The sequence below is a fragment of the Roseibium sp. HPY-6 genome (assembly GCF_040530035.1).
GTDB lineage: Bacteria > Pseudomonadota > Alphaproteobacteria > Rhizobiales > Stappiaceae > Roseibium.
In genome coordinates this window covers 376,598-400,029 of sequence record NZ_JBEWCD010000002.1, presented here as the reverse complement: position 1 = coordinate 400,029, position 23,432 = coordinate 376,598, and the positions used below count along the sequence as shown (strand labels likewise).

Annotated in this window: 20 protein-coding genes; 10 read left to right on the top strand and 10 right to left on the bottom strand. The window is 56.4% G+C overall.

The window, feature by feature from the left end; genetic code table 11:
* Positions 1 to 4: 4 nt before the first annotated feature.
* The gene (locus ABVF61_RS13265; RefSeq protein ID WP_029064229.1) at positions 5 to 703 is read right to left on the bottom strand and encodes a response regulator transcription factor; all 699 of its coding nucleotides are present in this window, start codon (positions 701 to 703) and stop codon (positions 5 to 7) included.
* A 486-nt stretch (positions 704 to 1,189) separates the two neighbouring features.
* On the opposite strand from ABVF61_RS13265, the gene ABVF61_RS13260 reads away from it, so the two are divergent.
* From ABVF61_RS13260 to ABVF61_RS13230, 7 genes are all read left to right on the top strand, one after another.
* Positions 1,190 to 2,800, top strand: coding sequence for a phosphoenolpyruvate carboxykinase (locus tag ABVF61_RS13260; protein ID WP_353994027.1), 1,611 nt, complete (start codon positions 1,190 to 1,192; stop codon positions 2,798 to 2,800).
* Positions 2,801 to 2,940: 140 nt separating this feature from the next.
* The gene (locus ABVF61_RS13255; protein WP_353994026.1) at positions 2,941 to 3,273 is read left to right on the top strand and encodes an XdhC family protein; all 333 of its coding nucleotides are present in this window, start codon (positions 2,941 to 2,943) and stop codon (positions 3,271 to 3,273) included.
* A gap of 13 nt (positions 3,274 to 3,286) precedes the next feature.
* Positions 3,287 to 3,916 carry a LysE family translocator gene (locus tag ABVF61_RS13250; protein WP_353994025.1) on the top strand — a complete coding sequence of 210 codons (630 nt, stop codon included), beginning with the start codon at positions 3,287 to 3,289 and terminating at the stop codon, positions 3,914 to 3,916.
* Positions 3,917 to 3,920: 4 nt separating this feature from the next.
* Positions 3,921 to 4,616 carry an XdhC family protein gene (locus ABVF61_RS13245; protein ID WP_353994024.1) on the top strand — a complete coding sequence of 232 codons (696 nt, stop codon included), beginning with the start codon at positions 3,921 to 3,923 and terminating at the stop codon, positions 4,614 to 4,616.
* Positions 4,613 to 6,229 (top strand): NTP transferase domain-containing protein, encoded by a 1,617-nt coding sequence (locus tag ABVF61_RS13240; RefSeq protein WP_353994023.1) that lies wholly within the window; start codon positions 4,613 to 4,615, stop codon positions 6,227 to 6,229. Before ABVF61_RS13245 ends, ABVF61_RS13240 begins: the two co-directional genes overlap by 4 nt.
* A 285-nt stretch (positions 6,230 to 6,514) precedes the next feature.
* On the top strand, positions 6,515 to 6,721 hold the full coding sequence (locus ABVF61_RS13235; RefSeq protein WP_353994022.1) for a hypothetical protein: 207 nt from the start codon (positions 6,515 to 6,517) through the stop codon (positions 6,719 to 6,721).
* A 380-nt stretch (positions 6,722 to 7,101) separates the two neighbouring features.
* On the top strand, positions 7,102 to 9,690 hold the full coding sequence (locus ABVF61_RS13230) for a PAS-domain containing protein (RefSeq protein ID WP_353994021.1): 2,589 nt from the start codon (positions 7,102 to 7,104) through the stop codon (positions 9,688 to 9,690).
* 75 nt (positions 9,691 to 9,765) lie between these two features.
* Here ABVF61_RS13230 and ABVF61_RS13225 read toward each other — a convergent pair whose 3' ends face one another.
* Complete coding sequence (locus ABVF61_RS13225; protein WP_353994020.1) at positions 9,766 to 9,927, bottom strand: hypothetical protein; 162 nt, start codon at positions 9,925 to 9,927, stop codon at positions 9,766 to 9,768.
* A gap of 82 nt (positions 9,928 to 10,009) precedes the next feature.
* Between ABVF61_RS13225 and ABVF61_RS13220 the strand changes: the two genes are divergently transcribed.
* On the top strand, positions 10,010 to 13,375 hold the full coding sequence (locus ABVF61_RS13220; protein WP_353994019.1) for a PAS-domain containing protein: 3,366 nt from the start codon (positions 10,010 to 10,012) through the stop codon (positions 13,373 to 13,375).
* Between the two features lie 86 nt (positions 13,376 to 13,461).
* Here ABVF61_RS13220 and ABVF61_RS13215 read toward each other — a convergent pair whose 3' ends face one another.
* From ABVF61_RS13215 to ABVF61_RS13190, 6 genes are all read right to left on the bottom strand, one after another.
* Positions 13,462 to 13,869, bottom strand: a complete 408-nt coding sequence (locus tag ABVF61_RS13215; RefSeq protein ID WP_353994018.1) for a F0F1 ATP synthase subunit epsilon — start codon at positions 13,867 to 13,869, stop codon at positions 13,462 to 13,464.
* 94 nt (positions 13,870 to 13,963) lie between these two features.
* Positions 13,964 to 15,388: a F0F1 ATP synthase subunit beta gene (gene atpD / locus ABVF61_RS13210; RefSeq protein WP_502949963.1), complete on the bottom strand. Its 1,425-nt coding sequence runs from the start codon at positions 15,386 to 15,388 to the stop codon at positions 13,964 to 13,966.
* Between the two features lie 123 nt (positions 15,389 to 15,511).
* On the bottom strand, positions 15,512 to 16,396 hold the full coding sequence (locus ABVF61_RS13205; protein ID WP_353994017.1) for a F0F1 ATP synthase subunit gamma: 885 nt from the start codon (positions 16,394 to 16,396) through the stop codon (positions 15,512 to 15,514).
* 33 nt (positions 16,397 to 16,429) lie between these two features.
* Positions 16,430 to 17,959: a F0F1 ATP synthase subunit alpha gene (gene atpA / locus ABVF61_RS13200; RefSeq protein WP_353994016.1), complete on the bottom strand. Its 1,530-nt coding sequence runs from the start codon at positions 17,957 to 17,959 to the stop codon at positions 16,430 to 16,432.
* Entirely contained in the window at positions 17,959 to 18,519 is a 561-nt protein-coding gene (locus tag ABVF61_RS13195) for a F0F1 ATP synthase subunit delta (RefSeq protein WP_353994015.1), read from the bottom strand. Before ABVF61_RS13195 ends, atpA begins: the two co-directional genes overlap by 1 nt.
* Before the next feature lie 293 nt (positions 18,520 to 18,812).
* Positions 18,813 to 19,355, bottom strand: coding sequence for an Lrp/AsnC family transcriptional regulator (locus tag ABVF61_RS13190; protein ID WP_353994014.1), 543 nt, complete (start codon positions 19,353 to 19,355; stop codon positions 18,813 to 18,815).
* 64 nt (positions 19,356 to 19,419) lie between these two features.
* On the opposite strand from ABVF61_RS13190, the gene ABVF61_RS13185 reads away from it, so the two are divergent.
* Positions 19,420 to 19,806: a RidA family protein gene (locus ABVF61_RS13185; RefSeq protein ID WP_353994013.1), complete on the top strand. Its 387-nt coding sequence runs from the start codon at positions 19,420 to 19,422 to the stop codon at positions 19,804 to 19,806.
* 41 nt (positions 19,807 to 19,847) lie between these two features.
* Here the strand turns inward: ABVF61_RS13185 and ABVF61_RS13180 are convergent, their stop codons facing one another.
* Together ABVF61_RS13180 and ABVF61_RS13175 are read right to left on the bottom strand one after the other, a co-directional pair.
* Positions 19,848 to 20,216, bottom strand: a complete 369-nt coding sequence (locus ABVF61_RS13180; RefSeq protein WP_353994012.1) for a DUF1428 domain-containing protein — start codon at positions 20,214 to 20,216, stop codon at positions 19,848 to 19,850.
* Positions 20,217 to 20,253: 37 nt separating this feature from the next.
* Positions 20,254 to 22,449, bottom strand: coding sequence for a primosomal protein N' (locus ABVF61_RS13175; RefSeq protein ID WP_353994011.1), 2,196 nt, complete (start codon positions 22,447 to 22,449; stop codon positions 20,254 to 20,256).
* Positions 22,450 to 22,721: 272 nt separating this feature from the next.
* Here ABVF61_RS13175 and fsa point away from each other — a divergent pair, with 272 nt between their 5' ends.
* Positions 22,722 to 23,375, top strand: coding sequence for a fructose-6-phosphate aldolase (gene fsa, locus ABVF61_RS13170; protein ID WP_353994010.1), 654 nt, complete (start codon positions 22,722 to 22,724; stop codon positions 23,373 to 23,375).
* Positions 23,376 to 23,432 lie beyond the last annotated feature (57 nt).

Genomic DNA, 23,432 nt, shown 5'->3' with positions numbered 1-23,432 from the left:
TACGTCAGACTTCCCGGAAACGGTATCCTACTCCATACAGTGTTTCGATCATGTCGAAGTCGTCGTCAACAACCTTGAACTTTTTCCGAAGACGTTTGATGTGACTGTCGATCGTCCGGTCGTCGACATAGACCTGATCGTCATAGGCTGCATCCATAAGCGCGTTCCGGCTTTTGACCACCCCGGGACGTTGCGCCAGTGCCGAGAGGATCAGAAACTCGGTCACAGTCAACGTAACCGGTTTGTTGTTCCAGGTGCAGGTATGCCGTTCCTGATCCATGACGAGCTGGCCACGCTCAAGCAGCTTGTCCGCATCTTCGCGCGGTGCGCTTGCGTCCTTGGGCTGCGCACGACGCAAAACCGCGCGAACCCGTTCAACCAGCAGCCGCTGCGAAAACGGTTTGCGGATGAAATCGTCGGCGCCCATCTTCAGACCGAAGAGCTCGTCGATCTCGTCATCCTTTGACGTGAGGAAAATGACGGGAAGGTCGGAATTCTGGCGCAGCCTGCGCAACAGCTCCATCCCGTCCATACGCGGCATTTTGATATCGAAGATTGCCAGCTGGGGCGGGTCGCTCTGCAACCCGTCAAGGGCGGATGTCCCGTCCGTGTAAGTCTGGACGCGATATCCTTCCGTTTCCAATGCAATAGACACCGACGTCAAAATGTTGCGGTCATCATCAACCAGAGCAATTGTTGGCATACTTCAATTTTCCAATTCGGTCAGTACGAACGGTGCGCGTCAGTAATACTGTAGCACACAGCGTTTGGCCTTCTAAATGCGCATAAATTAAGGCAAACCACATAATCCAGCGCCTTGAAGACTTAAAGATGGCTTGGCAACAAGCGGAACGAAGTCGGATTGAACCCCGTGATCTGTTGTGATTTCGACTCCCTTGCGCAAACCATGCCGGGCCCACAATCGCACCGGAACGCGCACTTGAAACGCGAATTCTTTCGCTTTGATCTTCAAATCGAACATTTCGAAGGTTTCGTTTTTTTCTTTGCTTATCGAATTAATCATCAGAAAATTTGAGCGGTATTTTAATCGATTAAACAAAGACATAGCCCCTTTAGTAGTCTTGCTGCCCCTTGGTCATTCAACTACGTTCGCAGCCCTCATAACCGGATCTGGTCTTCCTGGACTTTCTCCGGCGGCTAAAAATGCACCTCACGAGGATCGCGGAAAATGCAAGAAACAGGCGTCAGGAACCTTTCCAATGGCAGCGAAACTTTCGGCTTCAAGAATCTGAAAGCGCTCTATTGGAACCAGAACGAGCCGGCCCTTTACGAGCATTCCCTCACGCGCAATGAAACTTGTCTTGCCGCCGGCGGTGCCTTGGTCGCCGAAACCGGCAGCCACACGGGACGGTCGCCGAAAGACAAGTTTGTTGTTCTGGATGACGAGACCCGCGATACCGTCTGGTGGGACAACAACGCCAAGATGACCAAAGGCCAGTTCGACCTTCTGCTGGGGGATTTCCTGGCACACGCGGAAGGTCGTGAACTCTTCGCGCAGGACCTTTTCGGCGGCGCTGATCCGGTCCACCGCCTTCCTGTTCGCGTCTACACTGAATATGCTTGGCACTCATTGTTCATTCGCAATCTGCTGCTTCGGCCGGAAGTGGCCGACCTTGCTGGTTTCGTTCCGGAAATGACCATTGTTGACCTGCCGAGTTTCCGTGCAGACCCGGCCCGGCACGGATGTCGCAGCGAAACCGTCATTGCCTGTGACCTGACACGAAAGATCGTGCTTATCGGCGGAACCTCCTATGCCGGTGAAATGAAGAAGTCCGTCTTCACGATGCTTAATCATCTGCTGCCAGCCAAGGGCATCATGTCGATGCATTGTTCGGCCAATGTTGGAGACAAGGGTGATACTGCTGTCTTCTTCGGCCTTTCGGGAACCGGCAAGACGACACTTTCCGCAGATCCCGAGCGCACCCTGATCGGCGACGACGAGCACGGGTGGAGCGAAACGGGCGTCTTCAACTTCGAAGGCGGCTGTTACGCGAAAACGATCAAACTGTCGGCCGAAGCGGAACCGGAAATCTATTCAACCACTCAGCGTTTCGGCACGGTTCTGGAAAACGTCGTTTTGGACCAAAACAGGGTTCCTGACTTTGACGACGGCTCGAAGACGGAAAACACGAGAGCCGCCTATCCGATCCACTTCATTTCCAATGCGAGCGCATCGGGATGTGCTCCCATACCTAAAACCATCATCATGCTGACCGCCGACGCATTCGGCGTGATGCCACCGCTGGCCCGCCTGACACCGGCTCAGGCGATGTATCACTTTCTTTCCGGATACACGGCAAAGGTCGCCGGCACGGAAAAGGGTGTCACGGAACCGCAGGCGACATTCTCCACCTGTTTCGGCGCCCCGTTCCTGCCGCGCCATCCGTCCGAATATGGCAACCTTCTGAAAAAGCTCATCGCCGAGCACAATGTCGATTGCTGGCTGGTCAATACCGGCTGGACAGGTGGCGCTTATGGCACAGGTGAGCGCATGCCCATCAAGGCCACGCGAACACTTCTTCAAGCCGCCTTGTCCGGCGCTTTGGAAGGGTCGGAATTCCGCACGGATCCCAATTTCGGATTTGAGGTTCCGGTGAACGTGCCAGGTGTCGACCCGGTCATTCTCACCCCGCGCGAAACATGGGACGACAAAACTGCCTACGACCTTCAGGCTTCCAAACTCGTCCAGATGTTCGTCGACAATTTCGAAGATTTCGAAAGGCATGTCGACACGACCGTCTTGAGCGCCGCCCCTTCGTTACGAACCGCGGCCGAGTAACATATTCCCGCATGTCTCGGCATTACGGACGGCACCTGAGCAATCAGGTGCCGTTTGTACTTTTGAAGAGCTTTCATCTCATTGAGAAAATTCTATATTTGAGATGAGCCACACGCGTTGTTTGCAGGGGCAGTGAAACAATGACAACCGAAGACACTCAGATCGCAGACGTTCTCAAGACCGCGGAAAACTGGAGCAAATCCGGCCGCCAGGTGGCACTCGCCACCGTGATTGAAACCTGGGGTTCCGCTCCGCGTCCGGTCGGGTCGCACCTGGTAATCGACGCAGAGGGCAACTTCGAGGGATCCGTTTCAGGCGGCTGTGTCGAAGGCGCCGTTGTCGCAGAAGCCGTTGACGTGATCGACACGCGGAAACCGACAACCCTTGAGTTTGGCGTTGCCGACGAAACCGCGTGGCGCGTCGGGCTCTCCTGTGGGGGCCGTATCCGTGTCTATGTCGAACCCGTCAACTGATTGAGATCCAGCCTTGCCTTCCGTCGAAACGCTACTCGCATTCTTTGCCGCAACTGCGCTGTTCGCCTACATGCCAGGTCCAGCCGTGCTTTATACGGCTGCTCAAACAATTTCACGAGGTCGAAAGGCGGGCTTCATGGCAGCTGCCGGCATTCATCTGGGATGCTATGCACACGTGTTTGCTGCGGCCTTCGGATTGTCTGCGATTTTCACGGTCGTCCCATCACTCTATTTCGCCCTGAAACTGGCGGGCGGTGCCTATCTGGTGTTTCTCGGCATTCAGATGATCCGTACCCGCGCCGGCGACGGTACGATCCCGAGTTTGCCGGAAAAATCCGCGCGCAGGGCTTTTGCCGACAGCATTCTTGTCGAGGTTCTCAACCCCAAGGCAGCGATCTTCTTCATTGCCTTTCTGCCACAATTCGTTAGCCCGGAGGCTGGTCTTCCAATCTGGCTGCAGTTCCTGATACTTGGAACCATCGTCAATTTCGCTTTTGCTTCCGCCGATATCGCGACAGTGTTCTTCGCATCGGAAGTCAAGAAACGGCTTGTGTCGACGTCGAGGTTCCAGGATTTCACAAGGTGGATCGGCGGCACTTTGCTGGTCGGGCTTGGCCTCAAACTGGCAACAGACCGGACATAACGCCATGGATCGATCGCTGCTCGAAGCCCTGAATGCAGAACGGGACGCCCGCCGGGCTGCGATCCTCGTCACCCTACTCGCAGACGGCTCGCAAAAGCTGGTGCGCAGGGAAGACGATTATTCTTCTGATCCTTTGGAACAGGAGTTCCGGAAACGGTTTCTGTCCGGCAAATCCGGGACGGTCGAAACGGAAGCAGGTGACGCGTTCCTGACCGTATCTGTCCCTGCTCCAAGGCTGGTTATCATCGGCGCCGTTCATATCAGCCAGGCACTTGTACCCATGGCGGAAATTGCGGGCCTTGACGTGACGGTGATCGATCCGCGTACCGCGTTTGCGACCGAAGAGCGGTTTCCCGGCGCTGCCCTGAAGGCGGAATGGCCGGAGGACGTCCTGAAGGAAACGCCTCTGGACGCCTATACGGCTGTTGCCGCAGTTACCCATGACCCGAAGATCGACGATTTTCCGCTGATGGAAGCGCTGCGGACCCAGTGCTTTTATGTTGGCGCCCTCGGCAGCCGCAAGACGCATGGCAAGCGCCTTGAAAGGTTTGCCGCATCCGGCCTGGATCCCGCGCTTTTTGAACGCATCGATGCACCGATCGGTTTGGATATCGGAGCTGCCTCTCCTGAGGAAATCGCCGTCGCCGTTCTCGGTTCCATCATCCTGGCCCTTCGAAAGGCCCCGGAGCCTGCTGCATGAAGTTCGGCCCTGTTTCCCTGGAAGACGCTGCCGGCTCTATTCTTGCGCACAAAACGAACCTGCCCGGCAAGGTCCTGAAAAAGGGGCATGTGTTGAGCGTCGAGGATTGCAGAGATCTTGCATCACTTGGTATGGCAAGCGTGGTTGCCGCACGTTTGGAAGAAGGCGACGTCGGCGAAAATGAAGCTGCAACCCGGCTGGGACTGGCCGCCAAAGGAAGCGGTGTCAGTGAAGACACAGCCTTTACCGGCCGCATGAACCTTTATGCTGACGGACCGGGCGTTCTGATGGTTGACACCGAAGCGGTCACTGCAGCGAACCGTATCGATCCCGCCATCACATTCGCGACACTTCCGGACCGCAGCAAGGTTTCGCGGGACCGGATGATTGCGACAGCCAAGATCATTTCCTTTGCGGTCTCCGGAGCTGCGCTTGAAAAGGCTGCAACGGTCGTCAGAGGTGCTGTTCGGATTGCGGAATTCCAGACCAGAAAGGTCGGTTTGGTCGCGACCAAGCTGCCGCACCTGAAGCAGGTGACCATGGACAAGACGCGGCGTGTTCTGGAAGACAGGCTGCGGCCGAGCGGCAGCGCAATCCTTGCCGAAGCGCGGGTTTCCCACACAAGTGAAGACGTTGCCGCCGCCATGAAGTCACTCGTCGACAAGGGGGCTGACTTCCTCGTTCTTTTTGGCGCTTCTGCTGTCGTGGACCGACACGACGTCTTGCCGGCAGCGGTTGATCTTGCCGGTGGCAGGGTCGCGCATTTGGGCATGCCGGTCGATCCTGGCAACCTGCTCATGCTGGCTGAACTTGACGACATTCCCGTTCTGGGCGCACCGGGTTGTGCGAGAAGTCCGAAGGAAAACGGCTTTGACTGGGTTCTGGACCGGCTGCTTGCCGGCATTGAGACGGGGCCGGAAGATGTTACGGCGATGGGTGTTGGAGGCCTCCTGATGGAAATCGGTACGAGACCGCAGCCACGCGAAGCCAAGCGGCAGACGACCGCGCCAAAAATTTCGGCGATTATCCTGGGAGCCGGTAAATCCACCCGCATGGGCGGACCCAACAAGTTGCTGGCAACACTTGACGGCAAGGCGCTTGTGCGCCACGCCGGAGAAGCGGCGATCGGTGCCGGTCTCTCTCAGACAATCCTCGTCACCGGTCATCTGGCGGACGAGGTGCGCAAGCAGGTCGAGGATCTCGACATCGAGACTGTCTTCAATCCTGACTATGCCGATGGCATGGCGACTTCAATCCGAGCGGGAATGAAGGCTCTTGCGGCAGACACTGAAGCCGTCATCGTTTTGCTTGGCGATATGCCACGTGTCAGTGAAGCGGCACTGAAGAAACTGATTGCCGCCTACAAGGAAAACGAAACCAGTCTTATTGTCGCGGCGACAGCCAACGGGAAACGGGGCAATCCGGTGCTTTGGGACAAACGTTTTTTCGACGACCTGAATGCTTTGACCGGCGATATCGGTGCCAGACATCTGATAGCGAGAAACCCCGGTTTCGTTGCCGAAGTTGAGATCGGCTCGGCTGCGCGGCTCGATCTTGACACGCCGCAGGCGCTGCAAGAGGCCGGTGGCGCCCTTCCCGGGAAAGAGGGTTAAACCTTTGCATCGCCGCAGTCATTCAACAGCATACGGTACGCAACTAACGTCCTGTTAACCTGCTATGCGCTCAACGCAGGCCGGAATTGCGGGGTCTTCTATTGCAATTTTGTGACGTGCCGCTTATTTAACCCTTGCGCTTGCTGAAGGGCACTCCTTGTGGGTTGGACAACGTATGACGTCCCGGGCGCCGATTATATCCGATTTCTATCGAAAGCTGTTCGGATCCTCTCTTCCCGAGGATGCTCGAGCGCTTTTGTTGCTTGTAAGAGAAGGAAGAACAAAATGGCTGACATGTCCCTCCCGCGTCCGGGCTGCTGCAAGTGGGCAGAAGGCGATGCAGGAAGTTATGTATTCCCGTGCAACACGCGCATCGAACCGGGTGAATCCTATTGCGCCGAACACCGCGCTATCGTCTACATCCCGCCAGAAGAACGCCGTCGCAACCGCTCAGGTGGTGGCATGAGCCTTTCTTTCCGGCGTGCTGCATAATAAGCAAAACTGCCTTTGAATTAAGCAGATGATACGTGGTGCATGCCACGTTTCCTTGAACCCGGCCATTCGGCCGGGTTTTTTGTTTTGCGCCTCTTACAATCCGATTGAACGAAAAATACTTTAGTGACAACAATTTATGTATAGATTTCGTATTACAAATGCTCGCGACATCCCGTTTTTTGACATTCTTGAAATTCTCAAGTGTTCTTTTTGCAGAAACAATAGTAGGGTTCATTTCTTAGCAGATTTCTGCGACTACTTGTAATTATTACCTATATCTAATTCAATTCTGAGTTTATTGCGGAACACTTGAAATTAAATCGATACTGTTTACTAGGCTGGTATGCGGCGCTCTAACAACGGAGTTGGTGTCGACCATGACGCTCGCGCAGGTTCAAGTTGAAGAAGAAAGGCTGGAAGCTCTTCACAGACTTTCCATTCTTCACACAGAACGACTGCCCGAATTCGATGCCGTTGTCGCAAACGCTTCCAAGCTGTTCGGCTGCCCCGTCTCGGTCATTTCCGTCGTCGATCAGGATGAAATCTGGTTTAAAGCCGCTGTAGGCCTCAACGTAAATGAAGTCCCGCGCGAAAATTCGTTTTGCGGTCAGACAATTTTGTCCGACGACGTCGTGATTGTTCCAGATGCAACAAAGGACGAGAAATTCCGGGACATTCCGCTCGTAACAGGGGACTTCGGCGCACGGTTTTATCTGGGATGCCCGGTCAAGTTGGACGGCAAGCACCGGGTCGCAACCATCTGTGTCATGGACACGAAACCACATTCGGTCACCCAAGCCGATGTCGAGCACATCAAGAACGCCGCTCAGGTGGTCGAGGGTCTCTTCAAAGCCCACAAAGCCGGCAACGAAACACAAGCGGCGCTGCATCAGGCAGCCAGCGAGCGCGACAAAGCGCGACAAAACCAGGCACTGCTCGACAAGATTACACAGGTTTCCGGTGTCGGCGGCTGGGAATATGAAATTGCTTCCGATCGCCTTGTGTGGACGTCCCGGACACATGACATTCACGCAGCGCGCGAAGACTTTGACCCTGACCTTCGTGCAATGCTGTCCTTTTACGCCGAGGAAAGCCGCAAGGCTTTTGAGAAGGCCATGAATTCGGCCGTTCGCGCCGGCCGCGAGTTTGACCTTGAAATGCGTCTGCTGACGGCTGACCATGCAGACACCTGGGTCCATATGACCGGTCGTCCGGTTTTCGAGAACGGTATCGTGAACCGGGTTGTCGGTGCGGTTCAGCCTATTGCCGACGATAAGCCCAAACAAAGGGAAATCGTCGCATCCGAATATTTGCGACGGACGACTTTCGAAGCCTTGCGGGAAGGTGTTCTACTGCTGAGCAAGGCAGGTAAAATACTGTCGGTGAACCCGGCTGCCTGCGAGCTTCTGGGGTGCGAGCAATCCGCGTTGGATGGCGCAAACGTCAATGACCTTGATATTGGCCTGCAAGATTTTTTCAGTTCCAGCGGCGATCGAACCAGTCCGCTCCAGCTTGCGACATTGGAACCTGACAGGGTTCTCGACCTCGAAGTTCAGCTGACGAAACCGCATTCCGGGACCATGAAGTGGCTGCGCATAAGCGCGAAACCACTTGAAGAGGCAAATGAAAAGGGTCTCAACAACGTGGTGGTGTCGCTCACTGACATCACAAACGTCAAACAACAGGCCGCCACACTTCAGATCTTCTTCGACAACTTTCCAGGAGGCCTGGTCCATTACGACAGCCAGCTGCGGCTGACATTCTGGAACGAAGAGTTTTCACGTTTGCTGGACATTCCCCAGAGCTTCCTCGAAACGGGACCCGACCTGCCCGAAGTCATCCAGTACTTCGCCAATCGTGGAGACTACGGTCCCGGCGACCCGGCGCAGATTGCATCAGACCGTCTGGTGAAATTCGGTACCGGTGGTCTCAACGCGTATGAGCGCAAAACGCGCAATGGCAAAATTCTGGAAGTTCGGGGAACGTCGCTCCCCGACGGGGGCAATGTCTCGAGTTTTCTGGATATCACGGCGCGCAAGAATATGGAGGTTCAGCTCGTCGAGAAGGAGAAACTCGCCAGCGACCGGCTGCACAAACTGGAGGCGGTTATCGCCAACATGCGCCAGGGTGTGAGCGTATTCGATAACCACGGGTGCATCACGCTCTGGAACAGTCATTTTCTGGAACTCTTCGGCAAATCCGAAACAGAGATCAAGAAAGGCATGAGCCTGATTGACGTTTTGGAACGTGAAAAAGAACGCGGTGAATTCAAGGGCGACCCTTCCACCTTCTATGCGGAACTCAAGGCCAAGCTCGATGCTGGCGATGTTGTGAAGACCACGTTCAAGCACCCGAACGGCACCATCATCAGCATTGTCCGCACCCCCCTGCCCGACGGTGGCTGGGTTGGAACCCACGAAGACATCACGTCGCGCGAAAAGGCGACCGAAAAGATTACATATGCCGCCCACCACGACACTCTCACAGGCCTGGCAAACCGGACGCTGTTCAACGCAAGACTTGACGAAGCGATCGACAGGGCCGAACGGTATGACGAAGCGAGCGATCTGTTGATGATCGATCTGGACCGGTTCAAACCGGTCAACGATACCTACGGCCATGATGTCGGCGACAAGCTGCTCATCCAGGCAGCGAAACGACTAAAGGAATGCGTTCGGTCAAATGACACTGTCGCCCGGCTCGGCGGAGACGAATTTGCGATCATTGTTCAACACCCTGACGGTGAACGAAGCCTTGCCACCAAGATTGCCCGGCGCGTCGTGGAAAAACTGAAGGCCCCTTACACCATCGACGGACACATTATCGAGATAAGCGGCAGTGTCGGTATTGCATCCATCGCCGAGAACGAGCGCGGGGCCAATACAGCGCTCAAAAGAGCCGATCTTGCGCTTTACGAGGTGAAAAACGAAGGCCGTGACGGGTTCAAGTACTTCGTCGAGCGATGATATCCGTCAGGGCGATGGCAGAACCAGGTTTCGGGAAATCAGAAACCTGGAATGCAACTAATGGCTTTCTCTCATTCATCTTCCATCTAAAGTTTTGGTTCGCAACTTATCTTCAAATTTATTTTGACCTTCAAAAAAATGTGGGTAGAAAACAAATAATAGTGAAAAGCAAAAACGGCTTTCGTCGCTGACTTTCATGCCGGCTTGCTTGGCCGAAAAGTAGGCAAACTTAATCATTTGTTGCGCTTCTCCTCTCATAATGAGGCCGTGGAAATGACCGACGGGCGTCGAAAGATGCCCTTAGGAGGCGAATCGCAGAATGAAAATCCTTCGGCCGGACAACGAAGAGGAGCGTTTGAAAGCCCTGCACGGACTTCAGATTATCGGATCTGAAAGCCTGCCGGAATTCGACGCCGTTGTCGAAACACTCGCTGCGATATTCGACTGTCCGATTGCACTGGTTTCGCTCGTTTCCGAAGATGAACAATGGTTCAAGGCCAAGTGTGGATTGACCGTTGACGGCACGGCCCGCGACGTCTCTTTCTGCCAGCATGCGATCTTGTCTGGCAATCTGTTTGTCGTCCCCGATACCCTCGAGGATGCGCGCTTCAAGGACAACCCACTGGTCACGGGTGAACCGCATATCCGGTTTTATGCCGGTTGCCCCGTTTCAATCGACGGGACACATCGTCTTGGTACGTTGTGTGTCATCGACCGCATTCCGCATGCGCCTTCGAAACAGCAACTCGATCAACTGCGCAGGCTGGGAACAGTGGTGGAAGGCCTTTTGAAGGCACACAAATTACGTCTCGACAAAGAAGCCGCGCTCAGTGAAGCTGCTCAAAAACACGAACTTGCTGCGCTTGAAGGCGAGCTTCTGGAAGAGGTCACAAACGTCTCCGGCGTTGGCGGATGGGAACTGTGCATCCGTACCAATACGCTCACGTGGACCGAGAAAACCAAAGAAATTCACGAGGTTCCGGCGGACTTCAAACCAACGGTGGACTTTGCGCTGTCATTTTATCCGCCAGACAGCCGGGACACGATCTCCAAAGCCGTTCAGGGTGCAATCGAACACGGCATTGGCTGGGATATAGAGTTGCCCTTCGTTACTGCAAAAGGGCGCGACATCTGGGTTCGAGCGGTAGGCAGGCCGGTTTTCAAAGACGGTGAGGTCATTCGGCTCGTTGGTGCTTTTCAGGACGTTACCGACCGCAAGAGAACCGAACAATCCGTCAGATATTCCGAAGCCCTGCAAAGAGCCGTTGTGCATACACTGTCAGAAGGAGTTCTGTTCCTCACCAGATCCGGACGTATTCAATCAATTAACGTTGCCGGTGCCGACCTTCTGGGATACGCGCAAGACGAAATAGCCGGATCGAAATTTCAGGATCTTGATCTTGCTTTTCAGTCCGAAGACGGACAAAGCCTTGATCCAAAGGACCTGCTGCGACAAGCTGTTACGACGCCGGACGAAGTCAGCGGCACCGTCGTTCAGGTTCAACGGAATGCCGACGCCAAGAGAATCTGGCTTCGGATCAATGCTGCACCGATCGACAACGCAAATGAATTCGGCCTCGATGGTGTCGTCTTTTCACTGACTGATATCACTGAGACCAAACGCAACGGCGATACGTTACGGGCAATTTTCGACAATTTCCCTGGCGGAATGGTTTACTTCGACGAAGCCATGCGGCTTGAAAGCTGCAATGACGCATTCAAGAAGTCCTTCAAATTGCCCAGTGCCTTGCTTGCTGAAAAACCCAATCTGAAAGACGTGATGACGCATGTCGCGCGCAGGGAAAATCATGAGCCCGGTGACGTCGACACTGTTGTTGAACACAGGTATGCGCCGTTCATGAGCGGAAAACCCGTCCAGATGGAACGTGTGACAGGAGACGGAACCGTTTTGGACATCCGGTCAACTCCTCTGCCAAACGGGGGTCTTGTCTTCAGCTTGTTCGATATCTCGGATCGCAAGCGAAAGGAGCTGGCAGCCCGGCAAGCGGAAGCAATTCAACGAACAACGCTCGATGCGCTGAGTGAGGGTATCCTCCTCCTGTCCCGATCGGGAAAAATCGAGTCAGCCAACCCGATGGCGGAAAAGCTCCTGGGGAGCATGAGCCGTTCGCTGACAGGCGCCAGCATCAACGACCTCGATCTCTCGCTCACATGCGCATCGCTGGACGGTCTGGAAATCAGCGATCCCTTTGAACTCGCAATTCGAGATCCCGAAGCCGTCACCGACCTTGTCGCCAGCCTGCAGTCACCCGCTCGCGGCGGTCTGACATGGGTCCGCCTCAATGCGCGCCCGATAGATCCCCTGGGCGAGAACGGACTGGACGGGATTGTTGTCTCGGTTGCAGATATCACAGAGACGAAAGAGCAGGCTGACACGCTGCAGGCCATTTTCGACAATTTTCCTGGCGGGTTTGCATATTACGATCAGAACTTTCAGCTCGGATCCGCAAACACGGAGTTCGCGCGCCTCCTCGACTACCCGCAGGATTTCGTGGATCAGAAACTTCACTTGCTGGACTACCTGAAGTTCAATGCCGAACGCGGAGACTATGGCGAAGGGGATCCGGAGCACCTTGCGCTTAAGAAATTCCATTCCTATGACCGGAACAAACCACACAGTTATGTGCGAAGCGCTGCGAACGGAGCGTTTTTGGAGATCCGCGGAACGCCGTTGCCGTCCGGTGGGTTCGTCTACAATTTCTTTGATGTAACCGACCGAAAACAGCTTGAAGAGCAGCTGGCGGAAAACGAACGCACTGCACGATTGCGTTCTGAAGAACTCGAGGCAATCCTTGCCAATATGCGCCAAGGCGTCAGCGTTTTCGACAAGGATGGACGCTTGAAGCTTTGGAACAAGCAATACATCGATATCTTTGAGAAACCGGAAGCAGACGTCAGGGTCGGTGCCACCCTTGTTGAGCTGATTGACGCCGAAAAGGAGCGCGGCGAATTCGAGGGCGATGTACGCGAGCATGTCCGGGACCTGCTCATTCGCCTGTCTTCCGGCGAAGTCGTTCGCTCCAAGTTCAGACATCCCGGCGGCAAATTTATCAGTGCCGTTCACGCGCCCCTTCCCGGCGGTGGCTGGATCGGAACGCATGAAGACGTGACGCAGTCCGAGCTCGCCGTCCAGAAAATCGAGTACGCCGCGCATCATGACACGCTCACCGGGCTCGCCAACCGAACCCTGTTCAATGGCAGGTTGGAAGATGTTCTCCAAAGGCTGGATACGGATACTGAAAGCGCGCTGATGCTGCTTGATCTGGACAAGTTCAAACCGGTCAACGACACCTATGGTCACGATGCAGGTGATGACCTTCTCATGCAGGTCAGTGAAAGGCTGAAGGCTTGTGTTCGGTCCTCCGATCTTGTCGCGCGGCTTGGCGGCGACGAGTTCGGCATCATTCTGGACCGCTCGACCCGAACGGTCGCCGAAGTCATTGCAAGCCGTATCGTGCGCAAGATACAGATGCCTTTTTCCATCCAGGACAAGTCGATTTCAATTGGGGTGAGCATTGGCATTTCGCCGATATGCACCGCTGTCACCGACGCGAGCGCGATCATCAAAAATGCCGACATCGCGCTCTATGACGTTAAAAATAAAGGCAGAAACGACTTCAGGTTTAGGGATTTCGACGACGAGCGCCCCGCTTTGAAGGCTTGAATGCGCTCTGCTGCTTTGGCGTCAAGCCAAACAAAAACGCGGCCCGGAAGCCGGACCGCGTTTTGAAACTCTGATTTGGTTTGGCGTCAGACCTGCTTCAAAGCCTCGGCGACGTCCTTCAAGCGGCGAAGCGTGCGATCCGCTTTTTGTTTGGCTGAGTCGTCCTTTGCGTCGGCAGCATCTTCTTCAGCGTTTTTGATTGCCTGATCAAGCTGCTCGCGGCTGATTTCGGCAACCGGAACAGCCTGCTCTGCCAGAACGGTCAAGCCTCCAGACGCGACATCGGCAAACCCGCCGCGCACGAAATACTCGTCCCAGGCGTCGCCGTCCTTGCGCACCTTCAGGATACCCGGCGCAATGCTGGACATGAACGGGCTGTGGTCTTTCAGAACGCCGAATTCGCCTTCAGCACCGGGAACAACAACCTCGGCCACCTGTTCTGAGATGAGCTGGCGCTCCGGGGAGACCAACTCGAACTGGAAAAGTTCAGCCATTTGGCGTCTTCCTTGTCAGTCTTCGTTTCGATGGCGCGGCCATCATACATAGAAAATACCGGACGCCCCTTCAGGCGTCCGGTCAATCCTGAGATCAGGCAGCCTCGGCAGCCAGTTTCTGAGCTTTCTCGACAGCTTCCTCGATGGAACCAACCATATAGAAGGCAGCTTCCGGAAGGTGGTCGTATTCACCGTCGACAAGACCCTTAAAGCCCTTGATCGTGTCTTCCAGGGAAACCAGCTTGCCCGGAGAACCTGTGAAGACTTCAGCAACGAAGAACGGCTGAGACAGGAAGCGCTCGATCTTACGGGCGCGTGCCACGGTCAGCTTGTCTTCTTCCGAGAGCTCGTCCATGCCGAGGATGGCGATGATGTCCTGCAGGGCCTTGTAGCGCTGCAGCGTACCCTGAACGGCACGTGCCGTATTGTAGTGCTCTTCGCCGATGATGCGGGCATCCAGCATGCGGGAGGTGGAATCCAACGGATCCACTGCCGGGTAGATGCCTTTTTCCGCAATCGCGCGGTTCAGAACCGTCGTAGCGTCCAAGTGGGCGAAGGTCGATGCCGGCGCCGGGTCAGTCAAGTCATCGGCCGGAACGTAAACGGCCTGAACGGACGTGATCGAGCCCTTGTTCGTTGTCGTGATGCGTTCCTGCATCGAGCCCATGTCGGTCGCGAGCGTCGGCTGATATCCCACAGCAGACGGGATACGGCCAAGAAGCGCGGACACTTCGGAGCCGGCCTGGGTGAAGCGGAAAATGTTGTCGACGAAGAACAGAACGTCCTGGCCTGCGTCACGGAAATGCTCGGCAACCGTCAGACCGGTCAGCGCAACACGTGCACGCGCTCCGGGAGGTTCGTTCATCTGACCGTAAACGAGGGCCGCTTTGGAGCCCTCTCCGCCGCCTTCCTTGTTCACGCCGGATTCGATCATTTCCCAGTAGAGGTCGTTGCCTTCACGGGTCCGCTCGCCGACGCCAGCGAACACGGAGTAACCGCCGTGCGCCTTAGCGACGTTGTTGATCAGTTCCATGATGAGAACGGTCTTGCCGACGCCTGCGCCGCCGAACAGGCCGATCTTACCACCCTTCGCGTAAGGCGCGAGAAGGTCGACGACCTTGATGCCGGTCACCAGAATTTCGGCTTCCGTGGACTGTTCGATGAACGTCGGAGCTTCCTGGTGAATGCCGCGCTTGTCGGAGTGCGGAATGTCACCGGCTTCGTCAACCGGCTCGCCGATCACGTTCATGATGCGGCCCAGAGTGCCGTCGCCTACCGGCACGGCAATCGGTGCACCAGTGTCGACAACGTCCTGTCCGCGCACCAGGCCCTCGGTGGAGTCCATCGCGATGGTACGAACCGTGTTCTCGCCAAGGTGCTGTGCAACTTCGAGCACCAGTCTTACACCCTGGTTGTCAGCTTCTAGAGCGTTCAGGATCAACGGCAGATGGTCATCGAACTTGACGTCGACAACGGCGCCGATGACCTGGGTGACTCGTCCGACCTGTTTGTCAGCCATATCCCTAATCCTCGTCTCGATCCCGTTAGATCAACTTGCTTCCCATGCCTTTGCATTTGTCCGGAAGAGTCGATCGACAATGTTGTTAGTCCGGCACGTGCGCCCTGATCGGGCGCAAATGCGCTAGAGCGCCTCGGCGCCCGAAATAATTTCAATCAGTTCCGTCGTGATCTGCGCCTGACGCTGACGGTTGTAGTTGATCGTCAGCTTGTCGATCATCTCACCGGCGTTGCGGGTCGCGTTGTCCATAGCAGACATGCGTGCGCCCTGCTCGGATGCAGCGTTTTCCAGAAGCGCCCGGAAAATCTGAACGGAGATGTTGCGCGGCAGAAGATCCTCAAGGATCTCCGTCTCGTCCGGTTCATACTCATAAACCGCCTGCGCACCGCTCCGATCCTCAGCTTCGTCTTTTTCGAAGCTGGCCGGGATCAGCTGCTGTGCCGTCGGCTCCTGCGCGATAACCGACTTGAAGGTCGAATAGAACAATGTACAGACGTCAAACTCACCGTCCGCGAACATGGCCAGTACCTTCTTGCCGATAGCATCGGCGTCGGCATAGCCCACGTTCTTGACGCTGCGTAGATCCACCGTCTCGATCACGTGCTGGCCGAGTTCACGCTTCAGGGCATCAAAACCCTTCTTGCCGACACACACGATCTTGACCGTTTTTCCGTCCGCGAGCAGGCTGCGTGCCTTTTCGCGGGCCAGCTTGGCGATATTGGTGTTGAAGCCACCGCAAAGCCCGCGTTCGGCTGTGGCGACGAGCAGGAGATGAACCTGATCGTTGCCCGTACCGGACATCAGCTTCGGAGCGTCGTCGCGACCCTCGAATGCTTCCGCGAGGTTGGCCAGAACGGCACCCATGCGTTCCGCATAGGGGCGCGCGGCCTCCGCAGCTTCCTGTGCACGACGCAGTTTCGCCGCGGCCACCATTTGCATGGCCTTGGTGATTTTCTGCGTCGCCTTCACGGAAGCGATGCGGTTTCGTAAGTCCTTCAGGCTCGGCATGGCCGCCCCTGCTCCTTATCCCGGCGTGTCGTCTTAAGCGAAGTTCTTGGCGAACGCGTCGATGGCAGCCTTCAGCTTGCCGGTCAGCTCGTCGTCAAGGGCTTTCTTTTCCCAGATGGCATCCAGCAGATCCGCATGCTCACCACGGAGGAAAAGAAGAAGACCTTCTTCGAAGTCCTTCACGCGATCGACACCATAGCTGTCGAGATAACCGTTCACGCCGGCATAGATTACCGCGACCTGTTCCTGCGTCTTCAACGGCGAGAACTGAGGTTGCTTCAGGAGCTCGGTCAGGCGCGCACCACGGTTCAGGAGGCGCTGCGTCGTCGCGTCGAGGTCGGACCCGAACTGCGCGAAGGCAGCCATTTCACGGTACTGCGCAAGTTCACCCTTAATCGGGCCGGCAACCTGCTTCATGGCCTTGATCTGAGCGGAGGAGCCCACACGGGAGACCGACAGACCGACATTCACCGCCGGACGGATACCCTGGTAAAACAGGTCCGTTTCAAGGAAGATCTGACCGTCGGTGATCGAAATCACGTTGGTCGGAATAAACGCGGACACGTCGTTGCCCTGGGTTTCAATGACCGGCAGTGCGGTCAGGGAGCCCTTGCCATGATCTTCGTTCAGCTTCGCTGCACGTTCCAGCAGACGGGAGTGCAGGTAGAAGACGTCACCCGGGAACGCTTCACGTCCCGGCGGGCGGCGCAGAAGCAGGGACATCTGACGATAGGCAACAGCCTGTTTGGTCAGATCGTCGTAGCCGATCACGGCGTGCATGGAGTTGTCGCGGAAGTACTCACCCATCGCGCAGCCGGCAAACGGTGCCAGGAACTGCAGCGGAGCTGCATCGGACGCGGTTGCGGCAATGACGATGGAGTATTCCAGGGCGCCGTTGTCTTCCAGCACTTTAACGAACTGGGCAACGGTGGAGCGCTTCTGGCCGACAGCGACGTAGATGCAGTAAAGCTTCGCGTCTTCATCGTCGCCGGCATGGAGCGGCTTCTGGTTCAGGAAGGTGTCGAGGATGATCGCTGTCTTGCCGGTCTGGCGGTCGCCGATCACGAGCTCGCGCTGACCGCGGCCAACCGGGATCAGGGCGTCGATGGCCTTCAGGCCAGTGGACATCGGCTCATGCACGGACTTGCGCGGCAGGATGCCCGGCGCCTTAACGTCCACACGCCGCTTTTCAGCTGCCTCGATCGGGCCTTTGCCGTCGATCGGGTTGCCAAGCGGGTCAACGACGCGGCCAAGAAGGCCCTTGCCGACCGGGACTTCCACGATGGCGCCGGTCCGCTTGACGGTGTCGCCTTCTTTAATGTCACGGTCGGAGCCGAAGATAACGACACCGACGTTGTCTGATTCCAGGTTCAGGGCCATGCCCTTGATGCCGCCCGGAAACTCGACCATTTCACCGGCCTGAACCTTGTCCAGACCATAAACACGGGCGATACCGTCACCGACGGAGAGCACTTGACCAACTTCAGAAACTTCGGCTTCCTGGCCGAAGCTCTTGATCTGGTCCTTGAGGATTGCGGAAATTTCCGCGGCCCGAATATCCATCAGCCGACCTCTTTCATCGCGAACTTGAGTGAATTGAGTTTGGTCCGCAGGGACGTATCGATCATGCGGGATCCGACCTTGACGACAAGGCCTCCGATCAGAGCAGGATCAACTTTCGCTGCGAGATTTACGGTTTTGCCCGTGGAAGCAGACAAGGCTTCTTTCAGGGCAGCGACATGCTCGTCTGACAGAGGTGCGGCAGAAGTGACTTCAGCCGTTTCCTCGCCACGCTTTTCGGCAAGGAGCGCGCGAAAGGCCTTGATCATGTCGGGAAGAACGAAGAGGCGCCTGTTGCGGGCCGCCAGCTTCACGAAATTTGCGGCGAGGCCCGAGATGCCTGCCTTTTCAACAAGTGCAGTGAGCGCGGCAAGCTGCTCTTCTGCACTGAACGCCGGGCTCTTTACAAGACGGTCGAGATCCTCGCTTTCGGCAAGCATGCCTTCGAAAGCGGTCAGATCCCGTTCCACGTCGGCCGTAGTGCCGTCACCCTCTGCCAGGTCGAGAAGGGCGGACGCATAACGCTGTGCCACGCCGGATACGAGAGATACGTTGTCAGTCACCAGGTCCGTGCTCTCTGACGTTTTTCAAGCCCGCAAAACGGCAAGCGCTCGCAAGGCATTGAAAATAATGAATGATTTCTAGGTCAGAAGGTATGACGGTTAAACCGTTCCCCCAAAGCCGCGCCTCAATTAGCACAGGGTTTCTCAGTGTGCAACTTCGCCAAAAGACTGTTCTGAAGGAATCTTAGGTGTTTTTTGCTGCAGGACGAAAAAAAGACCTTCCGGACAAAGGTTTCGCAGCCATGGCGACAAAGCCAAGGGTGTCCATTTCCAGTCCAGGAAATTGCGCAGGCTCACGAGCCTTGTGGGGGCAGAAACTGGCTTACAGTCGGCCATTCTTCCGTCGTTTCCGCCTGCACAGGACGTTCGAGAAATGTCGACAGAACCACATAGCTTTTCGTGCCTGTGACACCGGGCAAATCATAGATCTGCGCCAAGAGCTGTTCGAGGGCGTGGGAATCACGCGTTCTCACCTTGATGATGAGCCCCGTGTCCCCCGCGACGGAATGCATCTCTTCGACTTCGGGGAAATCCGCAAGCTTGAGCATCTTCTGCTCCTTGCCCCATCCCGCGACATCGACATGGACAAAGGCCAAAAAGGGCCTGTCAACGGACGGTCCATGAAGAAGTGCACACACCGCACGTATCGCACCGGATTTCTTCAAACGCTTGACCCGTTCGAAAACCGCAGGTGCGGAGAGACCGACAATGCGTCCGAGTTCGGCGAAACTCGTTTCGGCGTTGGTCACCAGGACACTTAATATCTTTCGGTCAAACCCGTCCGGGGACCGCTCGGAGACGACAGACCGCTTAAAATTTTTCGTTTCTCTGCTCATGCCGAATTTTATTCTTGCTCTTTGCGGTTTTTCAATCTCTTTGTTCGGCAAAAGGAGCTAGAAAATGAACTTTGTTCCAATTAATCCAACGAGCGACATTTATCAGGCAACGCCAGACTATATTCATGCCATCGCTATCGACGCACCGCACAGGCTTTTGTTCGTGAGTGGTACAATGGGTCTGGATACTGACCGCAGGCCTGCTGATACTATCGACGGTCAGCTACGGCTGATCTGGCGCAATATCTCGACAATCCTGCAAGAGGCCGGAGGTGACATTGACAGCGTGGTCCGCGTGACCAGTTATCTCCGCGACCGTGACTATATGCAGGCCAATCAGGACGCGCGTGTCCGTGCGCTTGGAGGGCGTGTCGTGCCCTGTACGACAATCGTTGCCGAGACGCTGAGCGAAGACTGGCTGGTCGAAGTCGAGATCATTGCCGCGCTCTGAGCCTTCTAGTCATGAACCTGGCATTGGCGGCTTTGCGCCCGTTAGTCGGGAACGTCCTGAAAGATTGGTTCAAAGCCGCCGAAAATCATCCGTTTCATGTTGAAGACTTCGTTCGCATTCGGCATAGCCTCTTCCCAGCGCGGGTCCCCCTGCATTTTTAAAAAGGCCGCGTCATACGTCTCCTTGTCAGGCCAGACGATCCAAGAGAATACTACCGTCTCGTCGGCCTCCTTTTTAACGGCCATCGGAAAGGAAGTAACTTCACCATCTGGAACCGAGTCGCCCCAGGCCTCACACGTACTTAACGCGCCGTATTCCTTAAAGAGCGCCCACGAACGTTGGGCTATTTCCACATAGTCAGCCTTCTTCGACGTCTTTACCGGTGCCAAAAATCCCTGAACATAGGTCATCGATCTTCCTCCGATTATGCAATGCGCGACACCTACTCTACAGGAAATGCAGCGGATCGATATCGACCTGCACACGCAGACCCTTGGTGGGTTTCGGTCCCTTGCCGAGCCACTGGCGCAAATAGGATTGGAGATCGTACTGGCGCGGTGCCATCGTCAGTAGGCGGTAGCGATGCCGCCCGCGCACCATGGCAAGCGCTGCTTCCGCGGGCCCCAGCAACGTGACGGCCTCATCAGACGGAGCGGCGCGGGCAAGCGCACGGGCGTAGCCTTCTGCAAAGACCTTGTCCGGACCGGAGACGACGACAGCGGCCAGCCTGCCGAACGGCGGCAGACCCGCAACCCGCCGCGACTCGATCTCCGCCTTGTAGAACGCATCCTTGTCGCCGCGATAAAGCGCTTTGATCACAGGATGGTCCGCATTGTAGGTCTGAAGAAATCCCTGGCCGCCGCCGGTTACGCGACCGGCACGACCGGTCACCTGCGCAAGAAGCTGAAAGGTTTTTTCCGCAGCGCGCGGGTCGCCATGCGCAAGGCCGAGATCGGCGTCGACGACGCCAACCAGCTTCATCTTTGGGAAGTTGTGCCCTTTTGCGACCAGCTGGGTTCCGATGACGATATCAGCGCCACCCTCCTCGACGATCTTCATTTCCCGTTTCAACCGCTCCGGTCCACCCGGCAGGTCGGATGACAGGATCAAGGTGCGTGCCTGCGGAAACAGGTCGGACACCTCTTCAGCAACACGTTCAACGCCCGGGCCGCAGGCCACCAGGCTGTTGGTGCTCTGACAGGAGGGGCAGGTTTCAGGGATAGGCTCGGTATGGCCGCAGTGATGGCAGACGAGTTTTTTCTGAAACCGGTGTTCGACAAGCCAGGCGCTGCAATGCGCGCATTGAAACCGGTGACCGCACGTGCGGCAGAGCGTCAAAGGCGCATATCCGCGCCGGTTCAGAAACAGAAGAGACTGATCGCCGGCCGCGAAGGTGTCCTTGATCGCATGCACCAGCTGAGGTGCAAGCCACTTGCCCCGTTCCGGTCCATCGCTGCGCATGTCGATGGCTTTAAGGTCCGGCAAGGCAGCGCCCGACGCGCGTTCGGGCAGCTGATAAAGCGTATAGCGTCCAACGTCTGCATTCACATGGCTCTCGACAGACGGCGTCGCGGAGGCGAGAACGACAGGAAAGCCTGAGATGTGGCCCCGCACGACCGCCATGTCCCGCGCACTGTAGGGGACCCGGTCATCCTGCTTGAAGGCCGCATCGTGTTCCTCGTCGACGATGATCAGGCCCAATTCCTTGAACGGAAGAAAGAGGGACGACCTTGCGCCGATGACGACACGCACGTCGCCAGACGCCACACCGCGCCAGACCCTTGCGCGGTTTTTCGGCGTGATCTCCGAGTGCCACTCCGCCGGATAAACGCCGAAGCGCTGTTCAAAGCGACGCAGAAACTGCTCGGTGAGCGCGATCTCCGGCAACAGCACCAGTGCCTGCTGCTCGCGCCTCAACGCTTCCGCAATGGCCTCAAAATAGACCTCCGTCTTGCCTGACCCGGTGACACCGTCAATCAGCGAGACACCGGCGCCCCTGTCGAAACTATCAACCAGACCCTCGGCCGCAGCGGACTGTGCCGGCGTTAGATCCTTTTGCGCAAAGTCCAGCTGAGGTCGCGGAGGAGGAGGCGCCGCCGGCATGGAAACAACTTCCAGCACGCTTTGCTGGATCAGACCGTCAATCACGGACGGCGATACACCGGCGGCATGGGCAAGACCGCTTTTGGTCCAGGCAAACCCGTCTTCCATCGTTGCAAGAACCCGGCTTCTTGCCGCGGTTTGCCGGTCGGGCTGAGCGCCCTCGATCCGTCGCACTCCCGGCACGGGAGGTTCAGGTTCCAGGGCTTCTTCCGAACGCAAGACCATGCGCAACACCATTCCGGGCGCGCCGAGCGTCCAGTTCGCGACCCAGTCGACAAAGCGGCGCAAGTCCTTGTCGAGCGGCTTTGTTGTCTCGTACACCCTCGAAATGGTTTTCAGTTTTTTCGGATTGATCGCCGCGTCCGGTTCGATATCCCAGACTGCACCGATAACTTCCCGCGGTCCCAAAGGCACTTTGACGATCGTCCCGGGAACAACGCTCTGCCCCGCCGGAACCTTGTATGTATAGGCGCCAGGCACAGCGACCGGCACCAGCACGCTGGCAATGGTTTCCTCAGTTTCGGGATCGTCAAACAGCACGAGGGTTCACATTCCTGGCGTCTTGTGGTGATTGCTCGCTGGAACGCCAGCACAGGTCAAAGCAGCGCAAACGTTGCCTGCTCCAGGTCCCGGATCAAGAGTTACTCGTTTTGAGGTACGTACCACAAAAATTTTCTCCACCGGAGAATCAGGGGTTCTTCTTGTCATCATCCTAGGGTAAAGAGAGCGCGAGTGACCACGCAATCGTTCTTCGCCACAGGCAAACGCCTGCATCTGGCGACCAAACGGCGCTTCACAGGGAGCAAACACATATGAAATTTTTTGTCGACACAGCCGACACCGCTGTCATCAAGGAACTGGAATCCACCGGGCTCCTGGACGGCGTAACCACAAATCCCTCGCTCATTGCCAAATCCGGTCGCGACTTCAAGGAAGTGATTGCCGAGATCTGCGAAATCACCGGCGGCGACGTTTCCGCCGAGGTAGCCGCCACCGAGTTCGATCAGATGATCAAGGAAGCGCATGTGCTTCGTGCGATTGCCGACAATGTCGTCATCAAGCTGCCGTTGACCTTTGACGGCCTGAAAGCCTGCAAGCAGCTGACCGAAGAAGGCACCAAGACCAACGTTACGCTTTGCTTCTCCGCAAACCAGGCGTTGCTCGCCGCCAAGGCCGGCGCGACCTACATCTCGCCGTTCATAGGCCGTCTCGACGACATGAACATCGACGGTTTGGAGCTGATCCGCGAAATTCGCGTGATCTACGACAACTACGGCTTTGATACAGAAATCCTGGCCGCGTCCATCCGCACGGCCAACCACGTCAAGGAATGCGCGCTCATCGGCGCGGATGTTGCCACGGTTCCGCCGGCAACCCTTCAGGGTCTGGTGAAACACCCGCTGACGGACAAGGGTCTGGACGCCTTTCTTGCCGATTGGGCCAAGACTGGTCAGAGCATTCTCTGAAGCCTGGTTCCAACCAGATTTTGAGAGCGGCCCGGTTTTCCGGGCCGTTTTTATTTG